Source organism: Pantoea cypripedii (assembly GCF_011395035.1).
GTDB classification, from domain to species: Bacteria; Pseudomonadota; Gammaproteobacteria; order Enterobacterales; family Enterobacteriaceae; genus Pantoea; species Pantoea cypripedii_A.
Map to the genome: position 1 here is coordinate 3,167,095 of NZ_CP024768.1, position 25,326 is coordinate 3,192,420.

Genomic DNA, 25,326 nt, shown 5'->3' on the forward strand with positions numbered 1-25,326 from the left:
AGCCTTTACTGCTGTCAGGAGGGATTACAACATCAGGAAAGCATACCCTTCGTTTTGCAGCGTAGCGACGGTAGTGCCACTGGAGAGTGTGTGCGTGACCATCGGGTCAATCCATTCGCGTTCCAGCTGATGGAAAGCCACCGACTGATCGCAAATTGACACCTTCACCCCGGCTTTTTCCAGTTCACTGATCAACTTCAGGTTGGGGTTATCCACGCCATACGCTTTACGGAACTGATCGTTGTTCAGCGCAGCGGGCACCGCATCGCTGTTAATCGATACCACAAAATTCAGCTGATTCAACGGCACACCTGCGGCGTAATAAAGGTTAGTGACGCGCGCCACGCGTTCCAGCCCGAGGTTCGGCTGGCGGATATCCCCTTCGTTACGGTTAATCTGGAAGACAATTTTGTTGCTCAGACCCGGTGTACTGCCTGGGTTAAACGCGGGCGTGTTCACAAAATGAATCTTGCCGTAACCAGCGATGGCGGGTGTGCTCCAGAAATCGGCTGGTTCGGTTTTTTTATCCGCAAACTTGTCGCTGACTTTATCAACAAGGTCGGGAAGCTGAAGCACATTACCGCCGATAAAACCGGCCAGTGCTGCCACTACAATGTATGTCGCTGGACGCATTTCACTTCTCCTCAACCATCATCAAAAAGCCTGTTACATTTGCAGCCATGCATAGCCCTGATTTTGCAGCGTCGACACCGTCGTCGGGCTGGAGAGCGCATGGATCACCGATTTGTCGATCCAGTCATTGGGGTAGTGATGAAACGCCACCGACTGGTCGCATACTGACACCTTCACCCCCTGCTTATTCAGCTCCGCAATCAGCGGCAGGTTGGGGTTTTCAGTGCCGTAAAATTGTTTGAAATGCGCGTTATCCAGCATCGCCGGGGTCGCATCACCGGTCACTGACACCACAAAGTGCAGTTGTTCCGCCGGGACCCCCGAGGCGATATACAGATTCACCACCCTGGCCACACGCTCCAGTCCGAGGTTGGGCCGGGCGATATCTCCTTCATTTTTAGTGAGTTGGAATACGATTTTATTGCTCAGTCCAGCCACTGGTTTAAAGGCGGCGTCGGGTTCGTAATGGATTTTGCCGTAGCCATTGATCCCCGGCGTGCTCCAGAATCCTGCCGGGTCGCTCGGTGGCGAAGAAAAGTGGTTAACGACTCGCTGATAGAGGTCATCACTTTTACTGGCAACAGCACCAACAAAGCCGCCGACGATCGCAATCAGGGCATAGGAGACAACAGAACGCATAGGCACTCTCCGGCAGGTAGTCGCAGTCCGTTTGAACAATGTGCTTTATCTATACCACACCAGGACAACGCCTAAAGCCGCCGGTTTTAGCGGCTGTGCGCGGTTTCATTGCAGGAAAAATAATTAGCGCGGCTCATTGAATAGCAACGCTGATGAAGGAACGCTGGCGAGTTGATGAATGGCTGGATGGAAGTTTTGCCGGGGAAACCGATTGTCATGACTATCAATGATGGGAAATATGACCATCCTTTTATGCAGTTCCGTGCTTAACCTTTTGCGTCATGATTAATAATGTCGATGGATAAATCAGGCCATCCGCGCATGCTCTGCGCTATTTTTCAGAGTAAACCTGGAAAGATTCATGCCAGATTCAATAATTTTGAGTAACTTTACCCGAATTTACGTTCACCCTGGCGTAATAAACCGGCAAATGGCGCATTTGTCTTATTCAAATTTTTGCTACTTTTTTCGCCATGCGTCAGCAACATTTTGCATTTATCTCATTTCGTGCGTGCGCTTGCTTGTACGATAAGTCTGGTTAAGATAAAAAACCTATCCGTTCCAATATCGGCCTGGTCAGCATAAATGCTGCCCCTACGGGCGTAGGGTGCGAATTCATTCGCACCGGGAGATTGATGTTCGGGACGGTAGCGACCAAAACAGAACATTTGCACCACTTACCAGTCCAATTTCAGGTCACTCGTAACAGGATCAAGGCATGTTTAACCGGTTGAAGAAATCAGTGCTGGCAGCCCTTATTCCTGCGCTGCTGCTCACACCCGCGCTGAGTGCCCGCGCCGATGTGAGCGATTCTCTGCCCGATATGGGTACCACGGCGGGCGCAACGCTATCCATTAATCAGGAATTGCAGATCGGCGATTTCTATGTACGCCAGCTGCGTGCCAGCGCCCCGCTGATCAACGATCCCTTGCTGAATCAATATATCAACCAACTCGGGCAGCGACTGGTTGCACATGCCGACTCGGTTCGCACCCCGTTTCATTTTTATCTGATCCAGAATGATGAGCTGAACGCCTTCGCCTTCTTTGGTGGCAATGTGGTGCTGCACTCGGCGTTGTTTCGCTTCACCGATAACGAAAGCCAGCTGGCATCGGTAATGGCGCACGAAATCTCGCACGTCACCCAACGCCATCTGGCACGCGCCATGGAAGAACAGAAACGCAATGCGCCGCTGACCTGGGTCGGTGCGCTGGGTTCGATTTTGCTGGCGATTGCTAACCCACAGGCGGGTATGGCCGGGCTGATGGGCACCCTTGCCGGGACGCAACAGGGGATGATCAGCTTTACCCAAAGCAATGAACAGGAAGCGGACCGCATCGGTATTCAGGTGCTGCAGCGTGCCGGGTTTGATCCCCAGGCAATGCCCACTTTCCTGCAAAAGCTGGCGGATCAAAGCCGCTTCTCGTCCAAACCCCCGGAAATTCTGCTGACGCACCCCCTGCCTGACAGCCGTCTGGCAGATGCGCGTAACCGCGCTAACCAGATGCGTCCGGTCGTGGTGCAGTCTTCACAGGATTTTTATATGGCGAAAGTGCGCGCACTCGGCATGTACTCCACCGGCCAGAATCAGCTGACTGATGAGCTGCTTAATCAATACGCCAAAGGCAACAGCCGTGAGCAGCAGGCATCGCAGTACGGCAAAGCGGTGCAGTTTTTGCAGGCCAAAAGCTTTGATAACGCGAAGAAAATTATTACGCCGATGCTGGCAAAACAGCCGGATAACGTCTGGTTTCTCGATATTATGTCCGACATTGATATCGGTCTGAATCAACCCCAGCAGGCCATCAACATGCTGAGCAGCGCCAAAGGCAGCAACAGCAATGCGGTGATTCAGCTCAACCTGGCGAACGCCTATGTTGAAGCCAAACAACCCGCCAATGCCAGCCGCATCCTCAATCGTTATACCTGGTCGCACCCGGATGATCCTAATGGCTGGGATCTGCTGGCGCAGGCTTCCGCCGCCCAGGGTTTGCAGGATGAGGAACTTTCCGCGCGCGCGGAAGGCCTGGCGTTGAATGGTCAGATGGATCAGGCCATCCGGGCACTCAGCAGCGCCAGCGCCCAGGTGCCGCTCGGCAGTCTGAAACAGGCGCGTTATGATGCGCGCATCGACCAATTTCGTGAGCTGCAAAAACGCTTCCGTCAGTATCAAAAAGGATCGTAATCATGGTGACCATTTATCATAATCCGCGTTGCAGCAAGAGCCGGGAAACCCTCGCGCTCCTGCAACAGCAGGGCGTGCAGCCGGAAGTGGTGCTGTATCTGGAGACCCCACCAGACGTCACTACGCTGAAAACGTTGCTGAAAAAACTTGGGATGACCAGCGCGCGTGAACTGATGCGCCGTAAAGAAGATCTGTATAAATCGCTGGAATTAGCCAACCCGGATCTGAGTGAAGATCAGCTGCTTCAGGCGCTGGCGGATAATCCGAAACTGATCGAAAGGCCGATTGTAATTAAGGGTGAGCAGGCGCGTCTCGGTCGCCCGCCGGAAGCGGTGCTGGAGATTATTTAAAGCCCCAGCGCTTCTTTAACAAAGGGAATGGTGAGTTTGCGTTGTGCGCTGATTGAGGCGCGATCCAGTCTGTCGAGTGTGTCAAACAGGGTGCGCATTTCACGGTCAAGGCGTTTCAGCAGGAAACGCCCGACATCCTCCGGCAATTCAAATCCACGTATCCCGGCCCGCAGCTGCATCGCCTGCAATTTGTCGTCATCCGACAGCGGTTGCAGGCGGTAGATCTGGCCCCAGTCGAGGCGTGATGCCAGGTCTGGCAGCCCCAGATTAAGCTGGCGCGGTGGACGATCGCCGGTGATCAACAAACGGGTTTTGCCAATTTCCAGAATGCGGTTGTAAAGATCAAAGATCGCCATTTCCCACTCGGCATCTCCGGCAATGCATTCGATATTGTCGATGCACACCAGCGCCAGATGCTCCATCCCTTCCAGCACGTCGGGGACAAACCAGGTGCGTTTATCCAGCGGGACGTAACCCACCGCCTCACCACGCGCCGACATTTCCGCGCAGGCCGCATGCAGCAGATGGCTGCGACCACCGCCTTCGCGGGACCAGAAATAGAGATAGCTGCCGTGTTGCTGCACCAGCGCGCCCTGTAGCGCGGCAAGGAGGGACGGATTTTCCCCCGGCCAGAAGCTGGCAAAGGTTTCGTCATCGGGTAAATAAAGTGGCAGTGAAAGCTGTGCCGGCGTGTTCAGAAGCACCTCAGGGTATGAACGGGCAGAAAACCGGGCAAGTTTAACATGATCCTTGCCAGAGATGAACCGGGCTTCCCTGCCCGGCAAAGACGCTTAGGATTCGCGTTGTTCTTCAGCGTCCAGCACCACTTCTTCCGGGCGTAACAGGCTGATTACGCGGAAGATCAGGCTGAGTGCCACACCGACGATGGTCGCCAGCGCCATGCCTTTCAGCTCGGCAGCACCGATATGGACTTTCGCGCCACTGACGCCGATGATCAGGATCACCGAGGTGAGGATCAGGTTCTGTGCTTTGTTGTAATCCACTTTGGATTCAATCAGCACACGGATACCGGAGGCACCGATCACCCCGTACAGCAGCAAAGAGACGCCCCCCATGACCGGTACCGGGATCGCCTGAATCGCCGCCGCCAGTTTGCCGACGCAGGACAGCAGAATCGCCAGAATCGCCGCACCACCGATCACCCAGGTGCTGTAGACGCGGGTAATCGCCATCACGCCAATGTTTTCACCGTAGGTGGTGTTCGGCGTCGAACCGAAGAACCCGGAGATCATGGTGGAAAGACCGTTGGCAAACATCGAGCGATGCAGGCCGGGATCGCGGATCAGATCTTTTTTGACGATATTCGCCGTCACCACCAGGTGACCAACGTGCTCGGCAATCACCACCAGCGCCGCAGGCAGAATGGTCAGCATCGCTGCCCACTCGAAGCGCGGGGTGTAAAAAGTTGGCAGCGCGAACCAGGGGGCATTGGCCACCGAAGCCCAGTTGACGATCCCCACAAAGGAAGAGAGCGCATAGCCTACCAGCACGCCAATCAGAATCGGGATAATGGCGAAGAAACCACGGAACAGCACCGAACCGAACACGGTAACACCGAGGGTGACCATTGAGATAAAGACGGTGGTGCCATCAGGTGAGGTGCCTTCAGCGGGTAATAACCCGGCCATATTGGCCGCCACACCCGCCAGCTCCAGACCGATAACCGCGACAATCGCGCCCATCGCTGCCGGTGGGAACATCACGTCCAGCCAGCCGGTACCGGCTTTTTTCACAATCAATGCCACGACACAGAACAGGAAGCCACAGAGGATAAAGCCCCCCAGCGCCACTTCATAACCCAGCGGCAGCAGCAGCAACACGGGCGAAATAAAGGCAAAACTGGAGCCAAGATAGGCCGGAATTTTGCCTTTACAGATAAACAGATACAGCAGCGTACCGACACCGTTAAACAGCAACACCGTGGCCGGGTTGATGTGAAACAGAATCGGCACCAGCACGGTGGCGCCAAACATGGCGAACAGGTGCTGTAAGCTGAGTGGAATAGTTTTGAGTAGCGGCGGTCGTTCGTTAACGCCGATGGCGCGACGGGTCATTCAGTCATCCCCTTGAGTTGTGTTGTACTTTTTTGCCAAAAAAAAGCCGACTCTCTGGCCGGCTGCTTTATTTATTTGGTTCCGAAAATCTTATCACCGGCATCGCCGAGACCAGGAATAATGTAGCCCTTCTCGTTCAGGCCTTTATCAATAGACGCGGTGTACAGCTCAACATCCGGGTGCGCTTTTTCCAGCGCGGCAATCCCTTCCGGTGCCGCCACCAGCACCAGCACCTTGATGCTGTTACAACCGGCTTTTTTCAGCAGGTCGATGGTGGCGATCATTGACCCACCGGTCGCCAGCATCGGGTCAACCACCAGCGCCATGCGTTCTTCAATGTTGGAAACCAGTTTCTGGAAGTACGGCACCGGCTCCAGGGTCTCTTCATCACGATAGACCCCCACCACGCTGATACGCGCGCTCGGTACGTGCTCCAGCACCCCTTCCATCATGCCAAGACCGGCACGCAGAATCGGCACCACGGTAATTTTTTTGCCTTTGATTTGTTCGATTTCTACCGGACCGTTCCAGCCTTCAATGGTGACACGTTCGGTTGCCAGGTCGGCAGTGGCTTCATAAGTCAACAGGCTGCCTACTTCCGAGGCCAGTTCGCGGAATCGCTTGGTGCTGACATCATGCTCACGCATCAGGCCCAGTTTATGTTTGACCAGCGGGTGTTTGACTTCCACGATCTTCATGAGTGTTCTCCCGGAATTGTGTTGAGCGAAAAAAAAATCGCCGGATTATACCGCCTTTTTTCCGCGACGCCATATGTCATTGGTCAATACAACGCCCTGCTCCCTCCGGGATTAAGGATTAGCGAAAAAGCGGTACTGTGCAAAGGCGGCGTGAGATGGGACTCGCAAACGTTTGCCTGCGCTGGTAGAATTACGCCGCTTTATTTTAACCACCAACCGCAACTCGCGTGGGGATTCCGCAGTGACCGACAAGACCTCTCTCAGCTACAAAGACGCCGGTGTAGATATTGACGCTGGTAACGCTCTGGTTGACCGTATCAAAGGCGTAGTGAAAAAGACCCGCCGCCCGGAAGTGATGGGTGGACTGGGTGGCTTTGGCGCGCTTTGTGCGCTGCCGCAGAAATACCGCGAGCCAGTGCTGGTTTCCGGCACCGACGGCGTTGGCACCAAGCTGCGTCTGGCGATGGATCTTAAACGCCATGACAGCATCGGTATCGACCTGGTGGCGATGTGCGTGAATGACCTGGTGGTACAAGGCGCTGAGCCGCTGTTCTTCCTCGACTACTATGCCACCGGCAAGCTGGACGTGGATACCGCAGCATCGGTCATCACCGGTATCGCGGAAGGTTGTCTGCAATCGGGTTGTGCGCTGGTCGGTGGTGAAACCGCTGAAATGCCGGGCATGTACCACGGTGAAGATTACGACGTGGCCGGTTTCTGCGTTGGCGTGGTGGAAAAATCAGAAATCATCGACGGCTCGAAAGTGCAGGATGGCGATGTGCTGATTGCGCTGGGTTCCAGCGGTCCACACTCCAATGGTTATTCGCTGGTGCGTAAAATCCTCCAGGTGAGCCAGACCGATCCGGAAAGCAAACAGCTGGAAGGTAAATCGCTGGCCGATCATCTGCTGGCCCCGACCCGCATCTACGTGAAAAACATCCTCAGCCTGATCGAACAGGTTGACGTGCACGCCATTGCGCACCTCACCGGTGGCGGCTTCTGGGAAAACATTCCGCGCGTACTGCCGGACAACACCCAGGCGGTGCTGGAAGAGAGCAGCTGGCAGTGGCCGGCGGTGTTTGGCTGGTTGCAGCAGGCAGGTAACGTTAGCCGTCATGAAATGTACCGCACCTTTAACTGCGGCGTGGGCATGGTGATTGCGCTGAGCGCGGCTGAAGCCGACAAGGCAATCCAGCTGATGACCGCCGCAGGTGAGCAGGCGTGGAAAATCGGTGTGATCAAAGCTTCTGACTCCGAAGAGCGTGTGGTCATTAACCCATGAAGAAACTGGTTGTACTGATCTCCGGTAACGGCAGCAATCTTCAGTCCATCCTCGACGCCTGCGCAAGCGGGCGGATTAACGGCAGCGTGGCTGCCGTTTTCAGTAATAAAGCCTCGGCAATGGGTTTAACACGCGCGCAGGAAGCCGGTGTCGCAACCCATACGCTGGCTGCCAGTGAATTTGCCGACCGTGACGCTTTCGATCGCCAGCTGATGCAGGAGATTGATGCTTACGCCCCGGATCTGGTGGTGCTGGCAGGTTATATGCGTATTCTCAGCCAGGCTTTTGTTGCGCATTATCACGATCGTCTGGTCAACATCCATCCCTCCCTGCTGCCGAAGTATCCCGGCCTGCATACCCATCGTCAGGCGCTGGAGAATGGCGACGAGGAGCACGGCACCTCAGTGCATTTTGTCACTGATGAGCTGGATGGCGGTCCGGTTATTTTGCAGGCACGCGTACCGGTGTTTGCCGACGATACGGAAGATGAAATCACCGCCCGCGTGCAACATCAGGAGCATGCGATTTATCCGCTGGTGATTAGCTGGTTTGTCGATGGACGTTTGCAGATGCGCGAAGGCGCGGCCTGGCTGGATGGTCAACCGTTGCCGCCACAGGGCTATGCCCACGATTGATCGGGTGGCTCGGTGCGCATGAATGCGCACCCTACAGTGTAGGGTCGCCATTTATGGCGACCTGGCCGCTAACCGCCCCCTAACCAAACCGTCCCGTAATATAATCTTCGGTGCGCCGTGTTTTCGGCGAGGTGAAGATGCGGTCGGTGTCATCAAACTCCACCAGCTGGCCGTTGTGCATAAACGCGGTGTAATCCGACACGCGCGCCGCCTGCTGCATATTGTGCGTCACCAACACCAGCGTGAAATGCTGCTTCAGCGTAGTCATTAACTCTTCAATCACCAGCGTGGAGATCGGGTCCAGCGCCGACGTCGGCTCGTCCAGCAACAGAACTTCCGGTTCGATAGCAATGGCACGCGCAATCACCAACCGCTGCTGTTGTCCGGTGGAGAGGGTCAAGGCATTTTGCCCCAGTTGATCCTTCACCTCCCCCCACAGTGCCGCCGCACGCAGCGCACTTTCGCAGGCTTCATTCAGCACCCGACGATCGCGCACACCCTGCAAACGCAGACCATAAACCACATTTTCATAAATTGATTTGGGGAATGGATTCGGGCGCTGAAACACCATGCCGACACGTCGCCGCAGCGCGGCCAGATCCTGCTCTGGCTGCATAATGGCATGCTGACCAAGCCAGATCTCACCTTCCACCCGGCAACGATCGATCACATCATTCATGCGATTAAAACAGCGCAGCAGTGTCGATTTGCCGCAGCCGGAGGGGCCAATCAGCGCCGTGATGTGGTTCTTCGGCAGTTGCAGGGCAATGTTGTTCAGCGCCTGGCGTTCGCCATACCATAGCGAAAGCTGATTAACCGCAAGAGCGATGTCGTGATCGAGCGTCATGTGTAAAACCTTTTAATGCGTCATAAGCCGGTAACGCTCACGCAGACGGTGGCGCAAGGCCATCGCCAGCAAATTGAGCGACAGGATGATCACCACCAGCAACAGGGCGGTGGCGTAAACCAGGGGTCGGTCAGCGTCGATATTCGGACTCTGGAAGGCCAGATCGTAAATCTGAAAACCGAGATGCATAAACTTACGGTCAAGGTGCAGGTAAGGAAACACGGCGTCTACCGGCAGTTCCGGCACCATCTTCACCACACCGACCAGCATCAGCGGGGCGGTTTCCCCGGCAGCACGGGCCACCGCCAGAATTAATCCCGTCAGCATCGCCGGGACGGCCAGCGGCAACACCACGCGCCACAGGGTTTCGGCCTGAGTCGCTCCCAGCGCCAGCGAGCCTTGTCGCAGGCTGTCCGGGATACGTGATAAGCCTTCTTCCGTGGCGACGATAACCACCGGCAGCGTCAGCAGCGCCAGCGTTAACGCTGCCCACAACAGGCCGGGCGTACCGAAGGTCGGGTTAGGCAGTGCGCGCGCGTAAAATATCTGGTCAATGGTGCCGCCAATCAGCCAGACAAAAAAGCCCAGACCAAACACGCCATAAACAATCGAGGGAACACCCGCCAGGTTAACCACCGCAATCCGCACCAGCCGGGTCAGCGCGTTGCGTCCGGCGTATTCATGCAGCCAGACCGCCGCCACCACACCGAGGGGCATAACGATAACCGACATCAGCAACACCATCAGCACGGTACCAAAAATCGCCGGGAATGCGCCGCTTTCGCTCTCGCCTGCCGCCGGATTATCACTGACAAATTGCCATAGCTGACTGAGAAAGTGCTGCATTTTCTGGCCGAGGCTCATGTTATTCGGATACCAGGCCGCGACAATCTGCGCCAGCGGGATCAGATGGTCCTGTCCCTGCACATCGCGCAACACCAGCACATCCCGGTGGCTGGCGCTTTGCAACTGCGCCAGTCGGCTACCCAGCGCAGCGAAGTTCCGTTGCAACGCGGCACTGTTGGCGTCGTATTCAGACTGACGTTGCGCGCTAAACTCCCCTTTACGCTGTTGCCGCTCAGCCTGTCGTTGCAGATTTTCCAGCTGGGCATTGAGGCGCGCCATTTCGATACGGCGAATATGGCTGGCCTGGCGCAGCTGCCCGTGGACCTGTTGCAGACGCTGGTGCAGCAACGCATCGCGGTCGCGCGCCGTCAGCACTTCATTATCTTCACGCAGCTCAATAAACCAGCCATAAGCATTCCCGCCGCTACGGCGTTGCAGCACCATGACATCTTTGGGCTGACGGGTTTTCGCCCGGCTCTGGCTGTCAATCACGCGAAAATCAGGTGGTGCAAAATCGCGGTTACCGGTTTTCACCCAATAGCGCCAGCCGTGGTCATGCCGCTGACGTTGCAGGGTTTCCCCCAGCACCCTGACCGGATCGCCCTCAGGTGGCTGGAACAAATATTGATCGACCGGCTGCGGCCAGAAAGCACGCATCCCCTGCCACGCCAGCAAGCCAATCAGCAGGGTAAAAGCCAGTAAACAGACGGCCACAGCACCGGCGGTTAGCCAGCGCCAGCGATCATTTTGGCGCATGGTTTTCATCCCTGTCCCTCATGCTGGCTATAGCGCTGTCGCAGGCGCTGACGGATCACTTCCGCTACCGTGTTAATGATTAAAGTAAATATCAGCAGGATCAGCGCACTGAGAAACAGAATGCGATAGTGGGCACTGCCCGCTGCCGCTTCCGGCATTTCAATGGCGATATTGGCGGAAAGCGCGCGTAATCCGGCAAATAACCCGCCTTCACTCACCGGGGTGTTGCCGGTCGCCATCAGCACAATCATGGTCTCACCCAGTGCCCGGCCAAAACCAATCATCAGCGCGGCAAAAATACCTGCCGAAGCACCGGGCAAGACCACGCGCGTCAGGGTCTGCCACGGCGTCGCCCCCAGCGCCAGCGAGCCTTGCCCCAGCGAGACCGGCACGCTGAACAGCGCGTCCTCCGATAAGGTAAAAATCAGCGGCACCAGCGCAAATCCCATCGCCAGCGCGGCCACCAGCAGGTTACGTTGCTCATAATGGGCCAGCCGTTCCCCCATCGCTGGCCAGAAATGGGTTGGCAGCCAGAGCGTCAACAGCGTCACCAGCAACAGGATCGGCAGCAACAACAGCACCTCATAACCAGGCTGACGCCAGCGCGCGGGCAGACGTGGACTGAGCACCCCGCATAACAGCAACGTTGCCGCCAGCATCAGCGGCAGCAGCAACACGCCAATCAACGCGTTGCTGATATGCGGGGCCAGCCACACCCCGGCAATCAACCCGATGACCACGCTCGGCAGCGCACCCATCATCTCGATCCCCGGCTTCACCCAACGACGCAGGCCCGGAGTCATAAACCAGGCGGTGTACATCGCGGCGGCCAGCGCCAGTGGGGTGGCAAACAATAGCGCCAGACTGGCGGCCTTCAGGGTGCCGATGATCATTGGTATCAGGCTGAATTTAGCCTGATAGCTGTCTCCCGCCGCCGTGGATTGCCAAACCCAATCCGGCTGCGGATAGTTTTCATACCAGATTTTCTGCCACAGGTTACGCCAGCTAAAGTCAGGCCAGGGATCGTCAAGGCGCAGACGCTGCCATTGCCCTGCCCGCTCCACCATCAGCGTATCGCCGCGTGGTGAGAAGGCGGCGGCCAGGATACCCGGCTCCAGCTTACGGGTGACTGTCGCCCCCTGTTGCTTGCTGGCGAACAGGCTGACATCGCCTTCAGGGGTGAGCGTGGCGAAGACACGGCGGTTCGGTTCGGTCACGATCATTGCCGTACCCGAGCTGCCATCAAAGGTGTGGATTTCCTGTAAACGTGGTCCCTGTGGCCCGGTAATCGCAAACCACTGGCTGATGCCGCGTTGATCCTGAATCAACAGGGTGCGTCCGCCAGCCAGCAGATGCAGGCTACGCGGACGCTGCTCCAGCGTCTGTGTTTCACGCAGTTGCGCACCATCGGCATTGATTTGCCAGACGCGCAGCAGACGGCCCTCGCTGGTATACAGCAGGTTACCCTCCGGGGAGAACAGCAGATGATCGGCCTGCTGTTGTGGCAGGACAATCTGGCTGACATGGGTTGATTTATCCAGCGTCAGTATGACGATTCCGGCTGCCGTTTGCGCCGCAATGCGCCATTGGTCTTCGCCTGGGATGGCCAGTGCCATCTGCGTTACCGCCCCCTGCGACACATGCATCGGACGATCGCCCAGCGGAAAACGCCATTCGCCGTTAACCGGTTGCATCAACATCAGGTCACCCTGCATATTCAACAGCAGGCTGTTGTGGTCAGCGCTGGCGACCACCGCGTCCGGTTTACCATTCAGTGCCAGCGCAGGCCCGGCAGGTTGACCATCCAGCGGAATAAAGCGTGCTTCATCGCGGCTGATGCGCCATCCCAGTTTCCCATCGTTGCCTAATGCCAGCACCGGGGCCTTATCCCACAGCTGCTGACTGGCGACGATCTGCATCCCTGGCGGATTAAAAAGCGGCATCACCACCCAGACTAACCAGAAAAATAGCAGTAACATCAATGCCAGAATCCCCACGCCGCAGGCGGTGACAACACGCTTTACCCACCGATCAATGGCTCGACGGCGGCTATCACTAAAGTGGACGGGAATTCTTGTTATGCTCATGCAGACCAGGGTTACGCTCGTAGACAAGCCGCTATGTTGCCCGTAGCTGATTGATAAGACAACTGTTGGCGTTGGACAAGCCTGCCATACTCTCGCCATAATGGTGACGGACACTGAGCGAAAGCCCCTTTTCGCCGGACACCCCGTCCAGCAACAGCATCACGGAGTCAGAATGGGTCAGGAAAAGCTGTATATAGAAAAAGAATTAAGCTGGTTATCATTTAATGAACGCGTGTTACAGGAAGCGGCGGACAAAAGTAACCCGCTGATTGAACGTATGCGTTTCCTCGGGATCTATTCGAATAACCTTGATGAGTTTTATAAAGTCCGCTTCGCTGATTTGAAACGTCGCATTCTTATCGGTGAGGAACAAGGGTCGCCCAGCACCCCACGTCATCTGCTGAAGAAGATCCAGCAACGGGTGCTGAAATCCGACCAGGAATTTGATGCGCTGTATAACGAATTGCTGCTGGAGATGGCGCGTAATCAAATCTTCCTGATTAATGAACGTCAGTTGTCGCCCAATCAACAGGTCTGGCTGCGGTATTACTTCAAGCACCAGCTGCGTCAGCACATCACGCCAATTCTGCTCAATCACGACACCGATTTAATCGAATTCCTCAAGGACGATTACACCTATCTGGCGGTGGAAATCATTCGTGGTGAAGACAAACGCTATGCCCTGCTGGAGATTCCGTCCGATAAAGTGCCGCGTTTCGTTAACCTGCCAGCTGAGTCGCCACGTCGTCGTAAGCCGATGATCCTGCTGGATAACATTCTGCGCTACTGCCTTGATGAAATTTTTAAAGGCTTCTTCGATTACGATACGCTGAATGCCTATTCCATGAAGATGACGCGCGATGCCGAGTACGATCTGGTCACCGAGATGGAATCCAGCCTGCTGGAATTGATGTCCTCCAGCCTGAAACAGCGCCTCAACGCCGAACCGGTGCGCTTCGTTTATCAGCGTGATATGCCGGATGAAATGGTGGAGATGCTGCGCCATAAACTCTCCATCTCCAACTATGACTCGGTGGTGCCAGGCGGCCGTTACCATAACTTCAAAGACTTCATCAGCTTCCCGAATGAAGGTAAAAGTAATCTGGAGAATCGCCCGTTACCGCAGATTCGCCATATTGGCTTTGATGGCTTCCGTAACGGCTTTGACGCGATTCGTAACCGCGATGTGCTGCTCTATTACCCGTACCATACTTTCGAGCATGTGCTGGAACTGTTGCGCCAGGCCTCCTTCGATCCCAGCGTGCTGGCGATTAAAATCAATATCTACCGCGTGGCGAAAAACTCGCGCATCATGGATGCCATGATCCACGCCGCCTACAACGGCAAAAAAGTGACGGTGGTGGTGGAGTTGCAGGCGCGCTTTGATGAGGAGGCCAACATCCGCTGGGCGAAGCGTCTGACCGAAGCGGGCGTCCATGTAATTTTCTCAGCACCGGGGCTGAAAATTCACGCCAAACTGTTCCTGATCTCACGTCGTGAAGGCAACGAGATTGTGCGCTATGCACATATCGGCACGGGCAACTTCAACGAAAAAACCGCGCGCATATATACTGACTATTCGTTGCTGACGGCAGATGCACGCATCACCAATGAAGTGCGTCGGGTGTTTAACTTTATCGAAAACCCGTATCGTCCGGTGAGTTTCGACCACCTGATGGTATCGCCGCAAAATTCACGCAATATGCTTTATCAATTGATTGATAACGAAATTGCCAACGTGCAGCAGGGAATTCCAGCGGGCATTACGCTGAAAATTAATAACCTGGTGGATAACGGTCTGGTGGATCGGTTGTATGCTGCTTCATCTGCGGGGGTAAAAGTTAACCTGCTGGTGCGCGGTATGTGCTCGCTGATCCCGGATTTACCGGGCATTAGCGAAAATATTCGCGTGATTAGCATCGTTGACCGCTACCTGGAGCACGACCGCGTCTATATTTTCGAAAACGGTGGCGATAAAAAAGTGTATCTCTCCTCTGCGGACTGGATGACACGCAATATCGATTATCGTATTGAAGTGGCGGTGTCGATCCTGGACCCTCGTCTGAAAGAGCGCGTACTGGATATCATTGCCATCCTGTTTAGCGATACAGTAAAAGCACGTATCGTCGACAAAGAACTGAGTAACCGTTATGTGCCGCGCGGCAACCGCCGGAAGGTGCGCTCGCAGCCGGCGATTTACGATTACATCAAGAAACTGGAACAACCTGAATAATTCCTATGCCAATTTCCCATAAGAGTACGCCGAAGCCACAGGAGTTTGCGGCCATTGACCTCGGCTCCAACAGTTTTCATATGGTGATTGCCCGTGTGGTGGATGGTGCCATGCAGGTTCTGGGACGACTCAAGCAACGTGTGCACCTGGCCGATGGGCTGGATGCACAGAATCGCCTGAGCGAAGAGGCGATCCAGCGTGGGCTGAGCTGCCTCGCGTTGTTTGCCGAACGCCTGCAGGGGTTCAGCCCGGCTAACGTCACCATCGTGGGGACGCATACGCTGCGTCAGGCGATTAACGCTGAGGAGTTCCTGCAACGGGCAGCAGACGTCATCCCCTACCCGATTGAAGTGATTTCCGGCAACGAAGAAGCGCGTCTGATCTTTATGGGCGTGGAACATACGCAGCCGGAGAAAGGCCGCAAGCTGGTTATCGATATCGGCGGTGGCTCGACCGAACTGGTCATTGGCGAAGATTTCGAACCGCAACTGGTGGAAAGCCGCCGTATGGGTTGCGTCAGCTTTGCCCAGCTTTATTTCCCGAAAGGGGAAATCTCGCCGGAAAACTTCCGTCGCGCCCGTCTGGCGGCGGCGCAAAAGCTGGAAACACTGGCCTGGCAATATCGTCTGCATGGCTGGCAGTATGCGCTGGGCGCGTCTGGCACCATCAAAGCCGCCTGTGAAGTGCTGCTGGCCATGGGCGAGAAAGAGAAGCTCATTACCCCGGAGCGGCTGGACCAGCTGTATAACGAGGTGATCAAGCACAAGTCTTTTGCTGCCCTCAGCCTGCCGGGTCTGTCTGAGGAGCGTAAGGCGGTGTTTGTGCCTGGGCTGGCGATTCTGTGTGGCGTCTTTGATGCACTGGCAATTCGCGAGCTGCGCCTGTCTGATGGTGCGCTGCGCGAAGGTGTGCTGTACGAAATGGAAGGCCGCTTCCGTCATCAGGATATCCGTAGCCGTACCGCTCAAAGTCTGGCAAATCATTACGCCATCGATAACGACCAGGCGCGTCGCGTGCTGGAAACCACCGAGCAGTTGTATCTGCAATGGCGCGACCAGAACCCGAAGCTGGCGAATCCTCAACTGGCGGCCCTGCTGAAATGGGCAGCGACCTTGCATGAAGTCGGGCTGACCATTAACCACAGTGGCATGCAGCGTCATTCGGCTTACATCCTGCAATACACCAACATGCCAGGTTTTAATCAGGATCAACAGATGCTGCTGGCGATGCTGGTACGCTTCCACCGTAAAGCGGTGAAGGTGGATGAAATGCCACGCCTCACTTTGTTTAAGAAGAAGCAGATTCTGCCGCTGGTTTTCCTGCTGCGTCTCGGCACCCTGCTGAATAATCAGCGCCAGGCCACCACCCGCCCGGATACGTTGAAGCTGAGTACCGATGACGGACACTGGACGCTCACCTTCCCGGCAGGCTACTTCAGCCAGAACACGCTGGTGCAGCTGGATCTGGAGCGAGAGCAAAGCTACTGGAATGAAGTGACCGGCTGGAACCTGATTCTGCAAGAGGAGTAAACGCGGGTTACTATGACTATTCGTCCTGACAACTATTTCGCGGAAAAATATGGCCTGACGCCGCCGCATTCGGAAGTGCTGGAAGCGCTGCCCAAATTGACGCCCGGTAAGGTGCTGGATTTGGGCTGCGGCCAGGGCCGCAACAGCCTGTTTCTCAATCAACAGGGGTTTGATGTCACAGGCTGGGACAGCAACCCGCAGAGCCTGGCGCGGCTGCAACAGATTATCCACGATGAACAGCTGCAAAATATCCGGGCTGAAGCCTGTGATCTGAACCAGGTACGCTTCAACGGCGATTACCAGCTGGTGCTCTCCACGGTGGTGATGATGTTTCTGCAACCGGAAACCATTCCCCAGTTGATTGCCGATATGCAGGCCAGCACGCTGAAATATGGCTATAACCTGATTGTCGCCGCCATGAGCACTGACGACTATCCCAATCCGCTCGACTTCCCGTTCACCTTTAAGTCCGGTGAACTCAGTGACTACTACCGCAACTGGCATATCGTGAAATATAACGAGCACGTTGGTGAGTTGCATCGGCGTGATGAAAACGGCCAGCGTATCCGCTGTCGGTTCGCCACCCTGCTGGCGCAAAAAGCCAGTTACTGATTGGACGCGGCGCAGATGCGCCGCCATTTTTAACCTTTTCTGCTCATTTTTCACACAGCGATTGCTTTACCGATCTGAGTATGACTAAATGTTGCTATCGCCCAAATGGGTATCTACAGGAATCACCCCGCGTGAACAACGCTTTCCCCGCACGAAGACGTCCCAAAACCGGTTCGATGACACGCATTGTTTTGCTGATCAGTTTTTTTATTTTGGTTGGCCGTCTGATTTTCACCATTCCTGGTGCCATTGAGCATCATCAGCAGAAGAAAGCCACGCCCGACCCGGTGACGCAAAGCAGCACCGACACGCGTTAAAGGAATTTGCGCGTCACGGCACCATCACATTGTCCCTGTGCGACAATGCAACTTGTTATGTCCTGTTTACCCGTAACGCACTACACTTCGACCTGACAATTACAGACACAAAGGACGCGTTATGTCTGCTTCGCACGCGCAACAACTGACTGAAACCCGCCATCGCATTCTCAACCTGCTGCTCACTCAACACGATTTAGTCGATGTCCTGCTGGATAAATCGGTGGATTTGTCGGCCAGTGAACTGAAAGAGATTAACGGCTGGCGTCAGCAGCTGGAAAGCGATTTGCAGATGATGCACGCCGCGGATTTAGCCGATATTCTCGAAGCGCTGCCGCATGTCGAACGTCAGGCACTGTGGCGCTTAATTCCCTGCGAACAACGCGGCCGGGTATTGGTTGAAGCCTCCGATACCGTCTGGGCCAGCCTGACCGAAAGCATGACCGATCGCGAGATCCTGCGCGCTATCGAGCCGCTGGACCTTGATGACCAGGCTTATCTGGCTCGCTATCTGCCGCGCGATCTGACCGGACGTCTGCTGACCACGCTCGATCCCAGCCAGCGCGCGCATGTGCTCAGCGTGGAGGAGTTCGACCGTGACCGGGTAGCGCGTATCATGGATTTCAACATCCTGACGGTGCGTGCTGATGTCCGGCTTGCCACCGTGCAGCGTTTTTTGCGCCGCCGTAAAACCATGCCAGATGGCACCGATAAGCTGTTTATCACCGATAAAAGCAACCAATTACTCGGCGAACTGCCGCTCACCACCATCCTGCTTAATCCGCCCGGCACGCAGGTTCAAAGCGTCATGAACGCGAAACCCACCACCTTTCAGCTGAACGATAAAGCGGAAGACGCTGCGGGGGCATTTGAGCGTTATAACCTGATTTCTGCCGCCGTCACCGATGCCAGGGGCAAGCTGATTGGCCGCGTCATCGTTGAAGACGTCATTGACCTCGTCAACGAAGAGAACGAAAGCAACATCCGTAAAATGGGCGGCCTCAGCCAGGAAGAGGATGTCTTCGCGCCGGTCCGTAAGGCGGTCAGTAAACGCTGGGCGTGGCTGGCGATTAACCTTTGTACCGCGTTCGTTGCTTCGCGGGTGATCGGCCTGTTTGAAGCGACCATTTCACAACTGGTGGCGCTGGCAACCCTGATGCCGATTGTTGCCGGGATTGGCGGCAATACCGGCAATCAAACCATCACCATGATTGTGCGTGCGCTGGCGTTGCATCAGGTGGAGCCAGGCAACTTTTCGTTTCTGATCCTGCGTGAGCTTGGTGTCGCATTGCTGAATGGCGTGTTCTGGGGCGGCATTATGGGTGGGGTCACCTGGCTGATGTACGACAACCTGGCGCTGGGCGGGGTGATGATGCTGGCAATGGTGCTTAACCTGCTGCTGGCGGCGCTGATGGGGGTGCTGATCCCCCTTATTATGACCAAACTGAAACGCGACCCGGCAGTCGGCTCCAGCGTACTGATCACCGCCATCACCGATACCGGGGGCTTCTTTATTTTTCTCGGGCTCGCCACGCTATTTCTGCTGCACCATTAACCCGGCGGGTTATCCTGCTGAACATTGTCACTGCCGATGCCACCAATAAACGGCAGGCGCAAACGGAACGGGCTGAAATCCAGCCCCATATTCAGGCCCAGCACATTCAGCTCAAATCCCTCTTCAGCGCCGACAGTGACGCCAGCAAGCCCCAGCACGGACACCTGAATGCCACGCCCCGATGGCGGCAATCCCACCGGATTCCACAGTGGCCGGTAATCCTTACCTACCGCGTTTGCCGGTAAATCCAGCGCCAGCGCCGGGACTTCACGGCCAATATGGGCAAGAAAGGTATTGCTGTTCGGGCCTGGCCAGGCGTGATAAGTCCGGGGCCATGGATAGGATTTGATGGCGGCTTCAATCTGCGGAATCATCGCCTGCGCTGCGGCACCGCGATGCTCCACCAGCAGCCTTGGCCGTGCGCCATACCAGTAACCATCCGGGACATTGGCGTTGTGTCGCACTTTGTCATCGCTGCCCCAGCTAATGACCTCATAGCGGTTGTACTGGGTTTCACCGGCACGCTTAAAGATAATCCACGGATGCACCGCAACCGCCCCCTTCCAGCCATAGGTAGGTGCGGCATAAACCTGCACAATCGCTTCAGATGCATGGCTGCGAGGATCGGGGGCGATACCTGCTGAATCACGCCGTGCCGACCACCAGCCTTCATTCTCACTGGTGTGTCCACCGCCGTGCGTAGCTCGCGCCAGGCTGGCAAAAAGCGACAACAGGATGATCATAACAACGCAAAGTGAAAACGCTTTGAAGGTCAGCATAGCGGCATCCAGCGGGAAATCGGCAAGGCAGCATAGCCTGTCTGATATTTACCCGCTTAACGCGGCGTGTCAGATTATTTTTTCGGCGTCAGTTGTAAAAAGCGCATCATGCAGGGCCGGCGTTCAGAGGTGAACAGCAGACGATTGTCATCAGTCATATCCCTTAATTCCGGCAGATGGCTGGTTACACGGTCGATACGTTCAACCATCTTAATATCAAAAAAGAGATGGGCATGACGCAGCAGCTGAGTATATTTGGCGAGGAAATCGTCAACCCAGTTATGCACTTCGATGATAACGGTGCAGGATTGCAGCTTCGCTAAAAAGGCCGGGGTCAACAGATCAAACTCAAAACCTTCGATATCAATCAACACCAGTGACCGCTGCAATTCTTGCGGTAATAATGATGCCATACTCTGTTCATTGGCCTCACCGATAATTTTCAGATGGCCCGGTGAGTTATTACGCTGCCAGTTCGCCAGAATCGTTTGCTGGCCTTTTTCCGACTGTTCAAAACAAATGCAATGGCTGATTTTTTTCGAGACCAGCATCCCAATCGCGTAATAACCGTCGGCAGCACCAATATCAATAAAATGAGAGAAGTGATCGTCAGGTAAGGTCGCAATAAAATCAAGCAACTCTTTTTCATACAAACCAAGACACTGAGAACCTAAATCGAGCTTCCCCCACCAGGTCTCACGATTTAATTGCAGACCTTTAAACGGCCCGTATTTAACCCTACCCTCAACAGCATCAAAAATCTCCAGGGAGATCCTTTCCTGTCTTTCGCGCACCGTCTCTTTTTGCCATAGCGCACGTTGTTCGGCGGTGGCTTTTTCCGCCCTGGCAATCATCGGCGCAAAATAGTCTTTTTCCGCATCGATGAGTTCTTCAATATTCATGTCACTCTCCAGATAAGCTGTCTACAGCGCGAGCTTCTGCTGTTTGCGTCCAACTTCCTGCCAGAAGGTGGTAAAGAAATAACCTACGCCAACCTCTTCAAACGTCACACCGGCCGCTTTTAGGCGCTGATTCAGCTCAGGCAAATGATAATAAGGAATTGACGGCATAATGTGATGTTCACAATGGTAATTCATATTGGCATAGAGAAATGCCAGCCATACCGGCAACGTTATCGTGCGGGAGTGACCTAACGGCCCGCTCTCCTTCTGCTCCTCAAGCCCCAGATGCTGTGCCTGAGCCAGCATACGATTGGGCAACTGGCAGGAAAACTGTGCAACAAAATAAGCCAGTACCACCCATCCACTGTGAGTGGCGAAATACACCGCCAGATAGACCAGCCCATTAATAACCAGAACTTCAATAGCGGCTCGCTGGATATTAACTTTAATGGTCGCAAACGAGGCGGGGATAATACCGCAGGCATTTTTAATGGTGTAAGTCACCTTGCGCCACATAAAGGTATAATCGAACAGGGCGTAACGAATAATATTCGCGACACTCCAGTTCTGGAAGCTGTGCCCTTCATCATCGTCATCGCTGAAGGTTTTACTGTGATGACGCATATGGCTCGCTTCAAAAAATGCCCGATTATTAAATGTCACGGCAGCTGAAAAGCGAAACAGCAGCTGATTAGCCCACTTCACCGAAAATACTCGCTTATGAAACAGTTCATGGGCGTAACCCGCATAGCCCCAGAAGCTGTGCACAAAACCGAGCAGCAAAATGGTTAACACCAGCAACAAAATATGATGCTGTGTTTTGTACAACATATAAATCAGCAATAACTCGATCCCCAGACGCAGGGCAAGATGCAGCGAGGCAACCCGGTTATTGATTGCGGATAACTCTCTTAACACATGTTTGTCGATAACCTCGGTAATGCGCATCTGATCCCCGCTCAACAGCCAGTAAAGGCAAAGGCACACAACGAGTTTTTCACGTGAAATATTTTCAGGTCATCACGGGAATTCAGATATTGCGTCACATCACTGTGAATACCTGAAGCATAATCATGCCAAATCACCACGCCTTTGCGCACCGCCTGCAAAGCGTTTTCGGTATCGCTTTTAATAATGTCGTAGGCATGTCCGCCATCGACAAAGACATAATCCAGCTCACCAAATGCCTGCTGAAAATTAACCTGAGTCGAGTCCTTTTTAATCAGATTGACGCGCCCCCGCTGTTCTGCGGTTAAGTTCTTCAGATACACCGCCCCTTCAATCGATTGGGTGTGGCGTAGGAAATCATCATTCACATCACCATCGGTGAGAATTTTATCGCTATCAAACTGCGTTTCCAGGCAGGCGTCTGTAGGCAAATCGAGAGAGAAGATTGTGGCATCGCTATTCAGCGCCAACAGCGTGGTGGAATAGCCCAGATAAGTGCCGACTTCCAGTACCTTTTCAGGCTGGGTGATTTTCAGCAGGCTAAGCAGGACAATCTGATCAACCAGCGTAATGCTGCCAATCTCCACCGGTGGGAACAGCGTGGAAATTTGCTCATCGTCTGAGCAGATATTTTTCAGAGTGAGAAGGTCTTTTAACTTTACTTCATTGATTCCATTACCATAGCCGGACAAAAAATCAATCACTGAACTGTTCACACCCTTCTCCTCAGACCTTACCCATCGTTTTGTTCTGAACCACAGCTGACAGGCACGGGAACAGAAACACATTTTCGTTATCTTAACGTTTCGCTCTGATGCACCGTGGGGTAAATAGCCAGCTGTTTTGCGGATAATTCTGCGGATTGGGGGCGAGAGGTTCAGGCCGGATATTCGTTCTTGTCTGCCGCTGCCGCGGCGATCAGCCAATCACGGAAGCGTCGGCTCAGGCGTTGCAACACCGCAGATTCATCGTAGACCAGGTAATAAGCGATGGGAGATTCGACTTCGACCCGCAGTGGATTAACCAGCGTGCCGTGCTCAAGTTCGTCCCTGACCAATGAACGTCGGACAAGTGCCATTCCTTTCCCTGCCAGTGCCGCTTCAATCACGCCATTCGAATCGACAAATACCGGCCCTTTATGGGTTTCCGCATCGTTGATGCCCACAGCACGAAACCACAGCCCCCAGTCCAGGCGGTGCTCATCATGCAACAGGGTAAAACGGGTGATATCCAGCGGCGTCAGCAAGGTTTCTTGTGCAGAAAGCAGGCGCGGGCTGCATACCGGACGCAGCCGGTCATTGAGCAAACAGTGCGATTCCAGCCCCGGATAGTCACCCGCACCATGCCGCACCGCAAAATCGACCCCTTCGGCAAGTAAATCGACCTTGCGGTTGGTGGTGCTGATCTGAACTTCAACACCTGGATTATCCTTTTCAAACGCCGGTAATCGCGGCAGCAGCCACTGGATAGCAAAGCCACTGGTGCAGCTGACGGTAATTTTATTGGGTTTGCCTTCATCCATTAGCCGCTGAGTCGCTTCCGCAATCTGACTGAAAGCAGGCCGTATGGCGCGCAGATAGATACGCCCTTCGGTGGTCAATTCGAGATGACGCGGGCTGCGGATAAAAAGCCGGACATTAACCGTCTCCTCAAGTTTGGTAATCTGCTGGCTGACAGCGCTGGGTGTGACACATAACTCCCCGGCAGCTTTTTTCATGCTGAGATGCCTTGCGGCAGACTCAAAACACATCAGCGCATGGAGCGGCGGAAGTTTCATCGATACCTTATGACCATAAGTTAGAAAAACTTAATTCGGGAAGAAATCCTGGTTTGAATGATGAGTCAATCAGGCTCACAGTTAATCTGACGATTAAGTTTAGCTAACCAGAGGGAATGTTGATATGCGCCTCGCAGATTATGTCAGGCTGATGCTGCTCGCGGCAATTTGGGGAGCCAGCTTCCTGTTTATCCGCATCGCTGCCCCGCAGTTCGGTGCCATCAACACCGCTTTCCTGCGCGTCTTCTTCGGCTTTGCCGGGCTGGTGGCGATACTTTTCGTGACAGGTTCATCATGGCAATTCGCCGGGAAATTTCGCGCATCGCTGGCACTCGGCGTGATTAACTCCGGCCTGCCGTTTTTTATGTATTGTCTGGCGGCGAAAGGGTTACCGGCTGGCTATTCCGCCATCCTCAATGCCACCACCCCGCTGATGGGCGCCATCATCGGCTTTGTCTTCTTCAGCGAAAAACTGACGCCACGTAAATGGGGCGGCGTGGTGCTGGGACTGGCAGGCATTGTCGTCATCACCACCATGGGAGAAGCCCATTCAACCAGCAGCATGCTGGCAGGTGTTGTTGCCTGCCTGGTGGCAACCGGCTGCTACGGCGTCGCCGGATTCCTGACGCGTCGCTGGATCTCCGATCGCGGCGGCCTCGATCCGAAAATCGTGGCATTTGGCAGCCAGATTGGGGCCAGCCTGTTTCTGCTACCGTTCTTTGCTTTCTCCGTTGCCAGCGGGCCAGAGGTTAACTGGCATCAGCCCGCCGTCTGGGCCAGCGTCATTGCGGTCGGGCTGATTTGCACTGCCTTCGCTTACATCCTTTATTTCCGGTTAATCGCCGATATCGGCCCGTTGCGCTCCCTCACCGTCACTTTCCTGATCCCGCCCTTTGGCGTGCTATGGGGCTATCTGGTGCTGGGTGAGACGCTTTCCGGTGGGTTTGTTATCGGCGCAGTGATTGTGTGTCTGGCAGTGTGGATGATTGTGACGCCAGGAAAGGTGGCTGCTGACGTCGCTAAAAGGATACGCCCCTAAATCCTCAGTAACTTAACCAGCAGCGCGGAAGCCCAGGCGAAATCAGGTAGCGTCTGCGAAAAAAGAATGCGGTAAACAATAGGCGCTATCAGCTCATCCATTACCTGCATCGTCTCAGGGGGCCTTTCGCCACGTTGTATGGCACGCTGGCGGATAGCCTCAATTTGTTCATAGTGACGTTGCTGGCAACGCACACGGTATTCATCACTCTCCGCAGCGGCAATTTCACTGAGCAATTTCCGCCCGGTTTCTGTCGCCAGCTCATCAACATACTCTTCCAGCCAGCGGCTGAAATCTTCGTGCATATTGCCGGTATCCTCGGGTTCCGAATCCGGTAACAGCTTTTGCAGCGCAATATCGGAGAGCAACTGGCTCAGCGATCCCCAGCGCCGATAAATGGTGGTGGGATTGACGTCAGCCTCCTGCGCAATGGCATGCACACTCAAACTTTCCTCCCCCTTCTCTGCCCGCAGCCGCGCTACCGCAGCATAAACTGCCGCCTGAATACGCGCTGCACGCCCACCCGGACGCGGTGCCGAACGTGTATTGACCTGTTTCTCACTCATCATGCTTCCTGTCATCATTGTTGCTGCTGCCACTAT

The 25,326-nt window shown here is 54.8% G+C and carries 24 protein-coding genes; 10 read left to right on the forward strand and 14 right to left on the reverse strand.

Annotated features, from left to right (window positions below):
* Window positions 1-24: 24 nt before the first annotated feature.
* Entirely contained in the window at window positions 25-633 is a 609-nt protein-coding gene (locus CUN67_RS14780) for a DsrE family protein (protein WP_208716045.1), read from the reverse strand.
* Window positions 634-666: 33 nt separating this feature from the next.
* Window positions 667-1,272 (reverse strand): DsrE family protein, encoded by a 606-nt coding sequence (locus CUN67_RS14785; protein ID WP_208716046.1) that lies wholly within the window; start codon window positions 1,270-1,272, stop codon window positions 667-669.
* Window positions 1,273-1,990: 718 nt separating this feature from the next.
* Between CUN67_RS14785 and CUN67_RS14790 the strand changes: the two genes are divergently transcribed.
* Window positions 1,991-3,457: a beta-barrel assembly-enhancing protease gene (locus CUN67_RS14790; protein ID WP_208716047.1), complete on the forward strand. Its 1,467-nt coding sequence runs from the start codon at window positions 1,991-1,993 to the stop codon at window positions 3,455-3,457.
* A gap of 2 nt (window positions 3,458-3,459) precedes the next feature.
* Window positions 3,460-3,807: an arsenate reductase (glutaredoxin) gene (arsC, locus tag CUN67_RS14795; RefSeq protein ID WP_208716048.1), complete on the forward strand. Its 348-nt coding sequence runs from the start codon at window positions 3,460-3,462 to the stop codon at window positions 3,805-3,807.
* Here arsC and hda read toward each other — a convergent pair.
* The 3 genes from hda to upp all read right to left on the reverse strand — a co-directional run bounded on the left by hda (window position 3,804) and on the right by upp (window position 6,580).
* On the reverse strand, window positions 3,804-4,511 hold the full coding sequence (gene hda, locus CUN67_RS14800; RefSeq protein ID WP_208716049.1) for a DnaA inactivator Hda: 708 nt from the start codon (window positions 4,509-4,511) through the stop codon (window positions 3,804-3,806). The two genes, arsC and hda, sit on opposite strands and share 4 nt — an antisense overlap.
* An 87-nt stretch (window positions 4,512-4,598) precedes the next feature.
* Window positions 4,599-5,882, reverse strand: coding sequence for a uracil permease (gene uraA, locus CUN67_RS14805; RefSeq protein WP_208716050.1), 1,284 nt, complete (start codon window positions 5,880-5,882; stop codon window positions 4,599-4,601).
* 71 nt (window positions 5,883-5,953) lie between these two features.
* The gene (upp, locus tag CUN67_RS14810) at window positions 5,954-6,580 is read right to left on the reverse strand and encodes a uracil phosphoribosyltransferase (protein ID WP_021184323.1); all 627 of its coding nucleotides are present in this window, start codon (window positions 6,578-6,580) and stop codon (window positions 5,954-5,956) included.
* A 241-nt stretch (window positions 6,581-6,821) separates the two neighbouring features.
* Between upp and purM the strand changes: the two genes are divergently transcribed.
* Both purM and purN read left to right on the forward strand, forming a co-directional pair.
* Complete coding sequence (purM, locus tag CUN67_RS14815) at window positions 6,822-7,862, forward strand: phosphoribosylformylglycinamidine cyclo-ligase (protein ID WP_208716051.1); 1,041 nt, start codon at window positions 6,822-6,824, stop codon at window positions 7,860-7,862.
* Window positions 7,859-8,497, forward strand: coding sequence for a phosphoribosylglycinamide formyltransferase (gene purN / locus CUN67_RS14820; RefSeq protein WP_084876279.1), 639 nt, complete (start codon window positions 7,859-7,861; stop codon window positions 8,495-8,497). Before purM ends, purN begins: the two co-directional genes overlap by 4 nt.
* A 79-nt stretch (window positions 8,498-8,576) precedes the next feature.
* Here purN and pstB read toward each other — a convergent pair whose 3' ends face one another.
* The 3 genes from pstB to CUN67_RS14835 are packed head-to-tail and all read right to left on the reverse strand — an operon-like array spanning window position 8,577 to window position 13,033.
* Window positions 8,577-9,344 (reverse strand): phosphate ABC transporter ATP-binding protein PstB, encoded by a 768-nt coding sequence (pstB, locus tag CUN67_RS14825; RefSeq protein WP_208716052.1) that lies wholly within the window; start codon window positions 9,342-9,344, stop codon window positions 8,577-8,579.
* 12 nt (window positions 9,345-9,356) lie between these two features.
* Complete coding sequence (gene pstA / locus CUN67_RS14830) at window positions 9,357-10,955, reverse strand: phosphate ABC transporter permease PstA (RefSeq protein WP_208716053.1); 1,599 nt, start codon at window positions 10,953-10,955, stop codon at window positions 9,357-9,359.
* The gene (locus CUN67_RS14835; protein WP_208716054.1) at window positions 10,952-13,033 is read right to left on the reverse strand and encodes an ABC transporter permease subunit; all 2,082 of its coding nucleotides are present in this window, start codon (window positions 13,031-13,033) and stop codon (window positions 10,952-10,954) included. The genes pstA and CUN67_RS14835 overlap by 4 nt, the downstream gene beginning before the upstream one ends.
* Window positions 13,034-13,205: 172 nt before the next feature.
* Here CUN67_RS14835 and ppk1 point away from each other — a divergent pair, with 172 nt between their 5' ends.
* From ppk1 to mgtE, 5 genes are all read left to right on the forward strand, one after another.
* Window positions 13,206-15,266 (forward strand): polyphosphate kinase 1, encoded by a 2,061-nt coding sequence (gene ppk1 / locus CUN67_RS14840; protein WP_208716055.1) that lies wholly within the window; start codon window positions 13,206-13,208, stop codon window positions 15,264-15,266.
* A gap of 5 nt (window positions 15,267-15,271) precedes the next feature.
* Window positions 15,272-16,795 carry an exopolyphosphatase gene (gene ppx / locus CUN67_RS14845; RefSeq protein ID WP_208716056.1) on the forward strand — a complete coding sequence of 508 codons (1,524 nt, stop codon included), beginning with the start codon at window positions 15,272-15,274 and terminating at the stop codon, window positions 16,793-16,795.
* Between the two features lie 12 nt (window positions 16,796-16,807).
* Window positions 16,808-17,407: a tellurite resistance methyltransferase TehB gene (gene tehB, locus CUN67_RS14850; protein ID WP_208716057.1), complete on the forward strand. Its 600-nt coding sequence runs from the start codon at window positions 16,808-16,810 to the stop codon at window positions 17,405-17,407.
* A 131-nt stretch (window positions 17,408-17,538) separates the two neighbouring features.
* Window positions 17,539-17,724 (forward strand): YfgG family protein, encoded by a 186-nt coding sequence (locus CUN67_RS14855; RefSeq protein ID WP_084876286.1) that lies wholly within the window; start codon window positions 17,539-17,541, stop codon window positions 17,722-17,724.
* A gap of 121 nt (window positions 17,725-17,845) precedes the next feature.
* Complete coding sequence (gene mgtE / locus CUN67_RS14860) at window positions 17,846-19,279, forward strand: magnesium transporter (RefSeq protein WP_208716058.1); 1,434 nt, start codon at window positions 17,846-17,848, stop codon at window positions 19,277-19,279.
* On the opposite strand, the gene CUN67_RS14865 is transcribed toward mgtE, so the two are convergent.
* The 5 genes from CUN67_RS14865 to gcvA all read right to left on the reverse strand — a co-directional run bounded on the left by CUN67_RS14865 (window position 19,276) and on the right by gcvA (window position 23,685).
* Window positions 19,276-20,058: a DUF3750 domain-containing protein gene (locus CUN67_RS14865; RefSeq protein WP_208716059.1), complete on the reverse strand. Its 783-nt coding sequence runs from the start codon at window positions 20,056-20,058 to the stop codon at window positions 19,276-19,278. The two genes, mgtE and CUN67_RS14865, sit on opposite strands and share 4 nt — an antisense overlap.
* Window positions 20,059-20,132: 74 nt before the next feature.
* On the reverse strand, window positions 20,133-20,960 hold the full coding sequence (locus tag CUN67_RS14870) for a hypothetical protein (RefSeq protein WP_208716060.1): 828 nt from the start codon (window positions 20,958-20,960) through the stop codon (window positions 20,133-20,135).
* A gap of 21 nt (window positions 20,961-20,981) precedes the next feature.
* Complete coding sequence (locus CUN67_RS14875; protein WP_208716061.1) at window positions 20,982-21,908, reverse strand: fatty acid desaturase family protein; 927 nt, start codon at window positions 21,906-21,908, stop codon at window positions 20,982-20,984.
* A gap of 11 nt (window positions 21,909-21,919) precedes the next feature.
* On the reverse strand, window positions 21,920-22,624 hold the full coding sequence (locus CUN67_RS14880) for a class I SAM-dependent methyltransferase (protein WP_208716062.1): 705 nt from the start codon (window positions 22,622-22,624) through the stop codon (window positions 21,920-21,922).
* A 161-nt stretch (window positions 22,625-22,785) separates the two neighbouring features.
* A complete protein-coding gene (gcvA, locus tag CUN67_RS14885) occupies window positions 22,786-23,685 on the reverse strand; it encodes a transcriptional regulator GcvA (RefSeq protein ID WP_208716063.1) in 900 nt (299 codons plus the stop codon).
* Between the two features lie 124 nt (window positions 23,686-23,809).
* On the opposite strand from gcvA, the gene CUN67_RS14890 reads away from it, so the two are divergent.
* Window positions 23,810-24,724 (forward strand): DMT family transporter, encoded by a 915-nt coding sequence (locus tag CUN67_RS14890; protein WP_208716064.1) that lies wholly within the window; start codon window positions 23,810-23,812, stop codon window positions 24,722-24,724.
* Here the strand turns inward: CUN67_RS14890 and CUN67_RS14895 are convergent.
* Window positions 24,721-25,293: a TetR/AcrR family transcriptional regulator gene (locus tag CUN67_RS14895; RefSeq protein ID WP_217621296.1), complete on the reverse strand. Its 573-nt coding sequence runs from the start codon at window positions 25,291-25,293 to the stop codon at window positions 24,721-24,723. The genes CUN67_RS14890 and CUN67_RS14895 overlap by 4 nt on opposite strands.
* Between the last annotated feature and the right edge of the window lie 33 nt (window positions 25,294-25,326).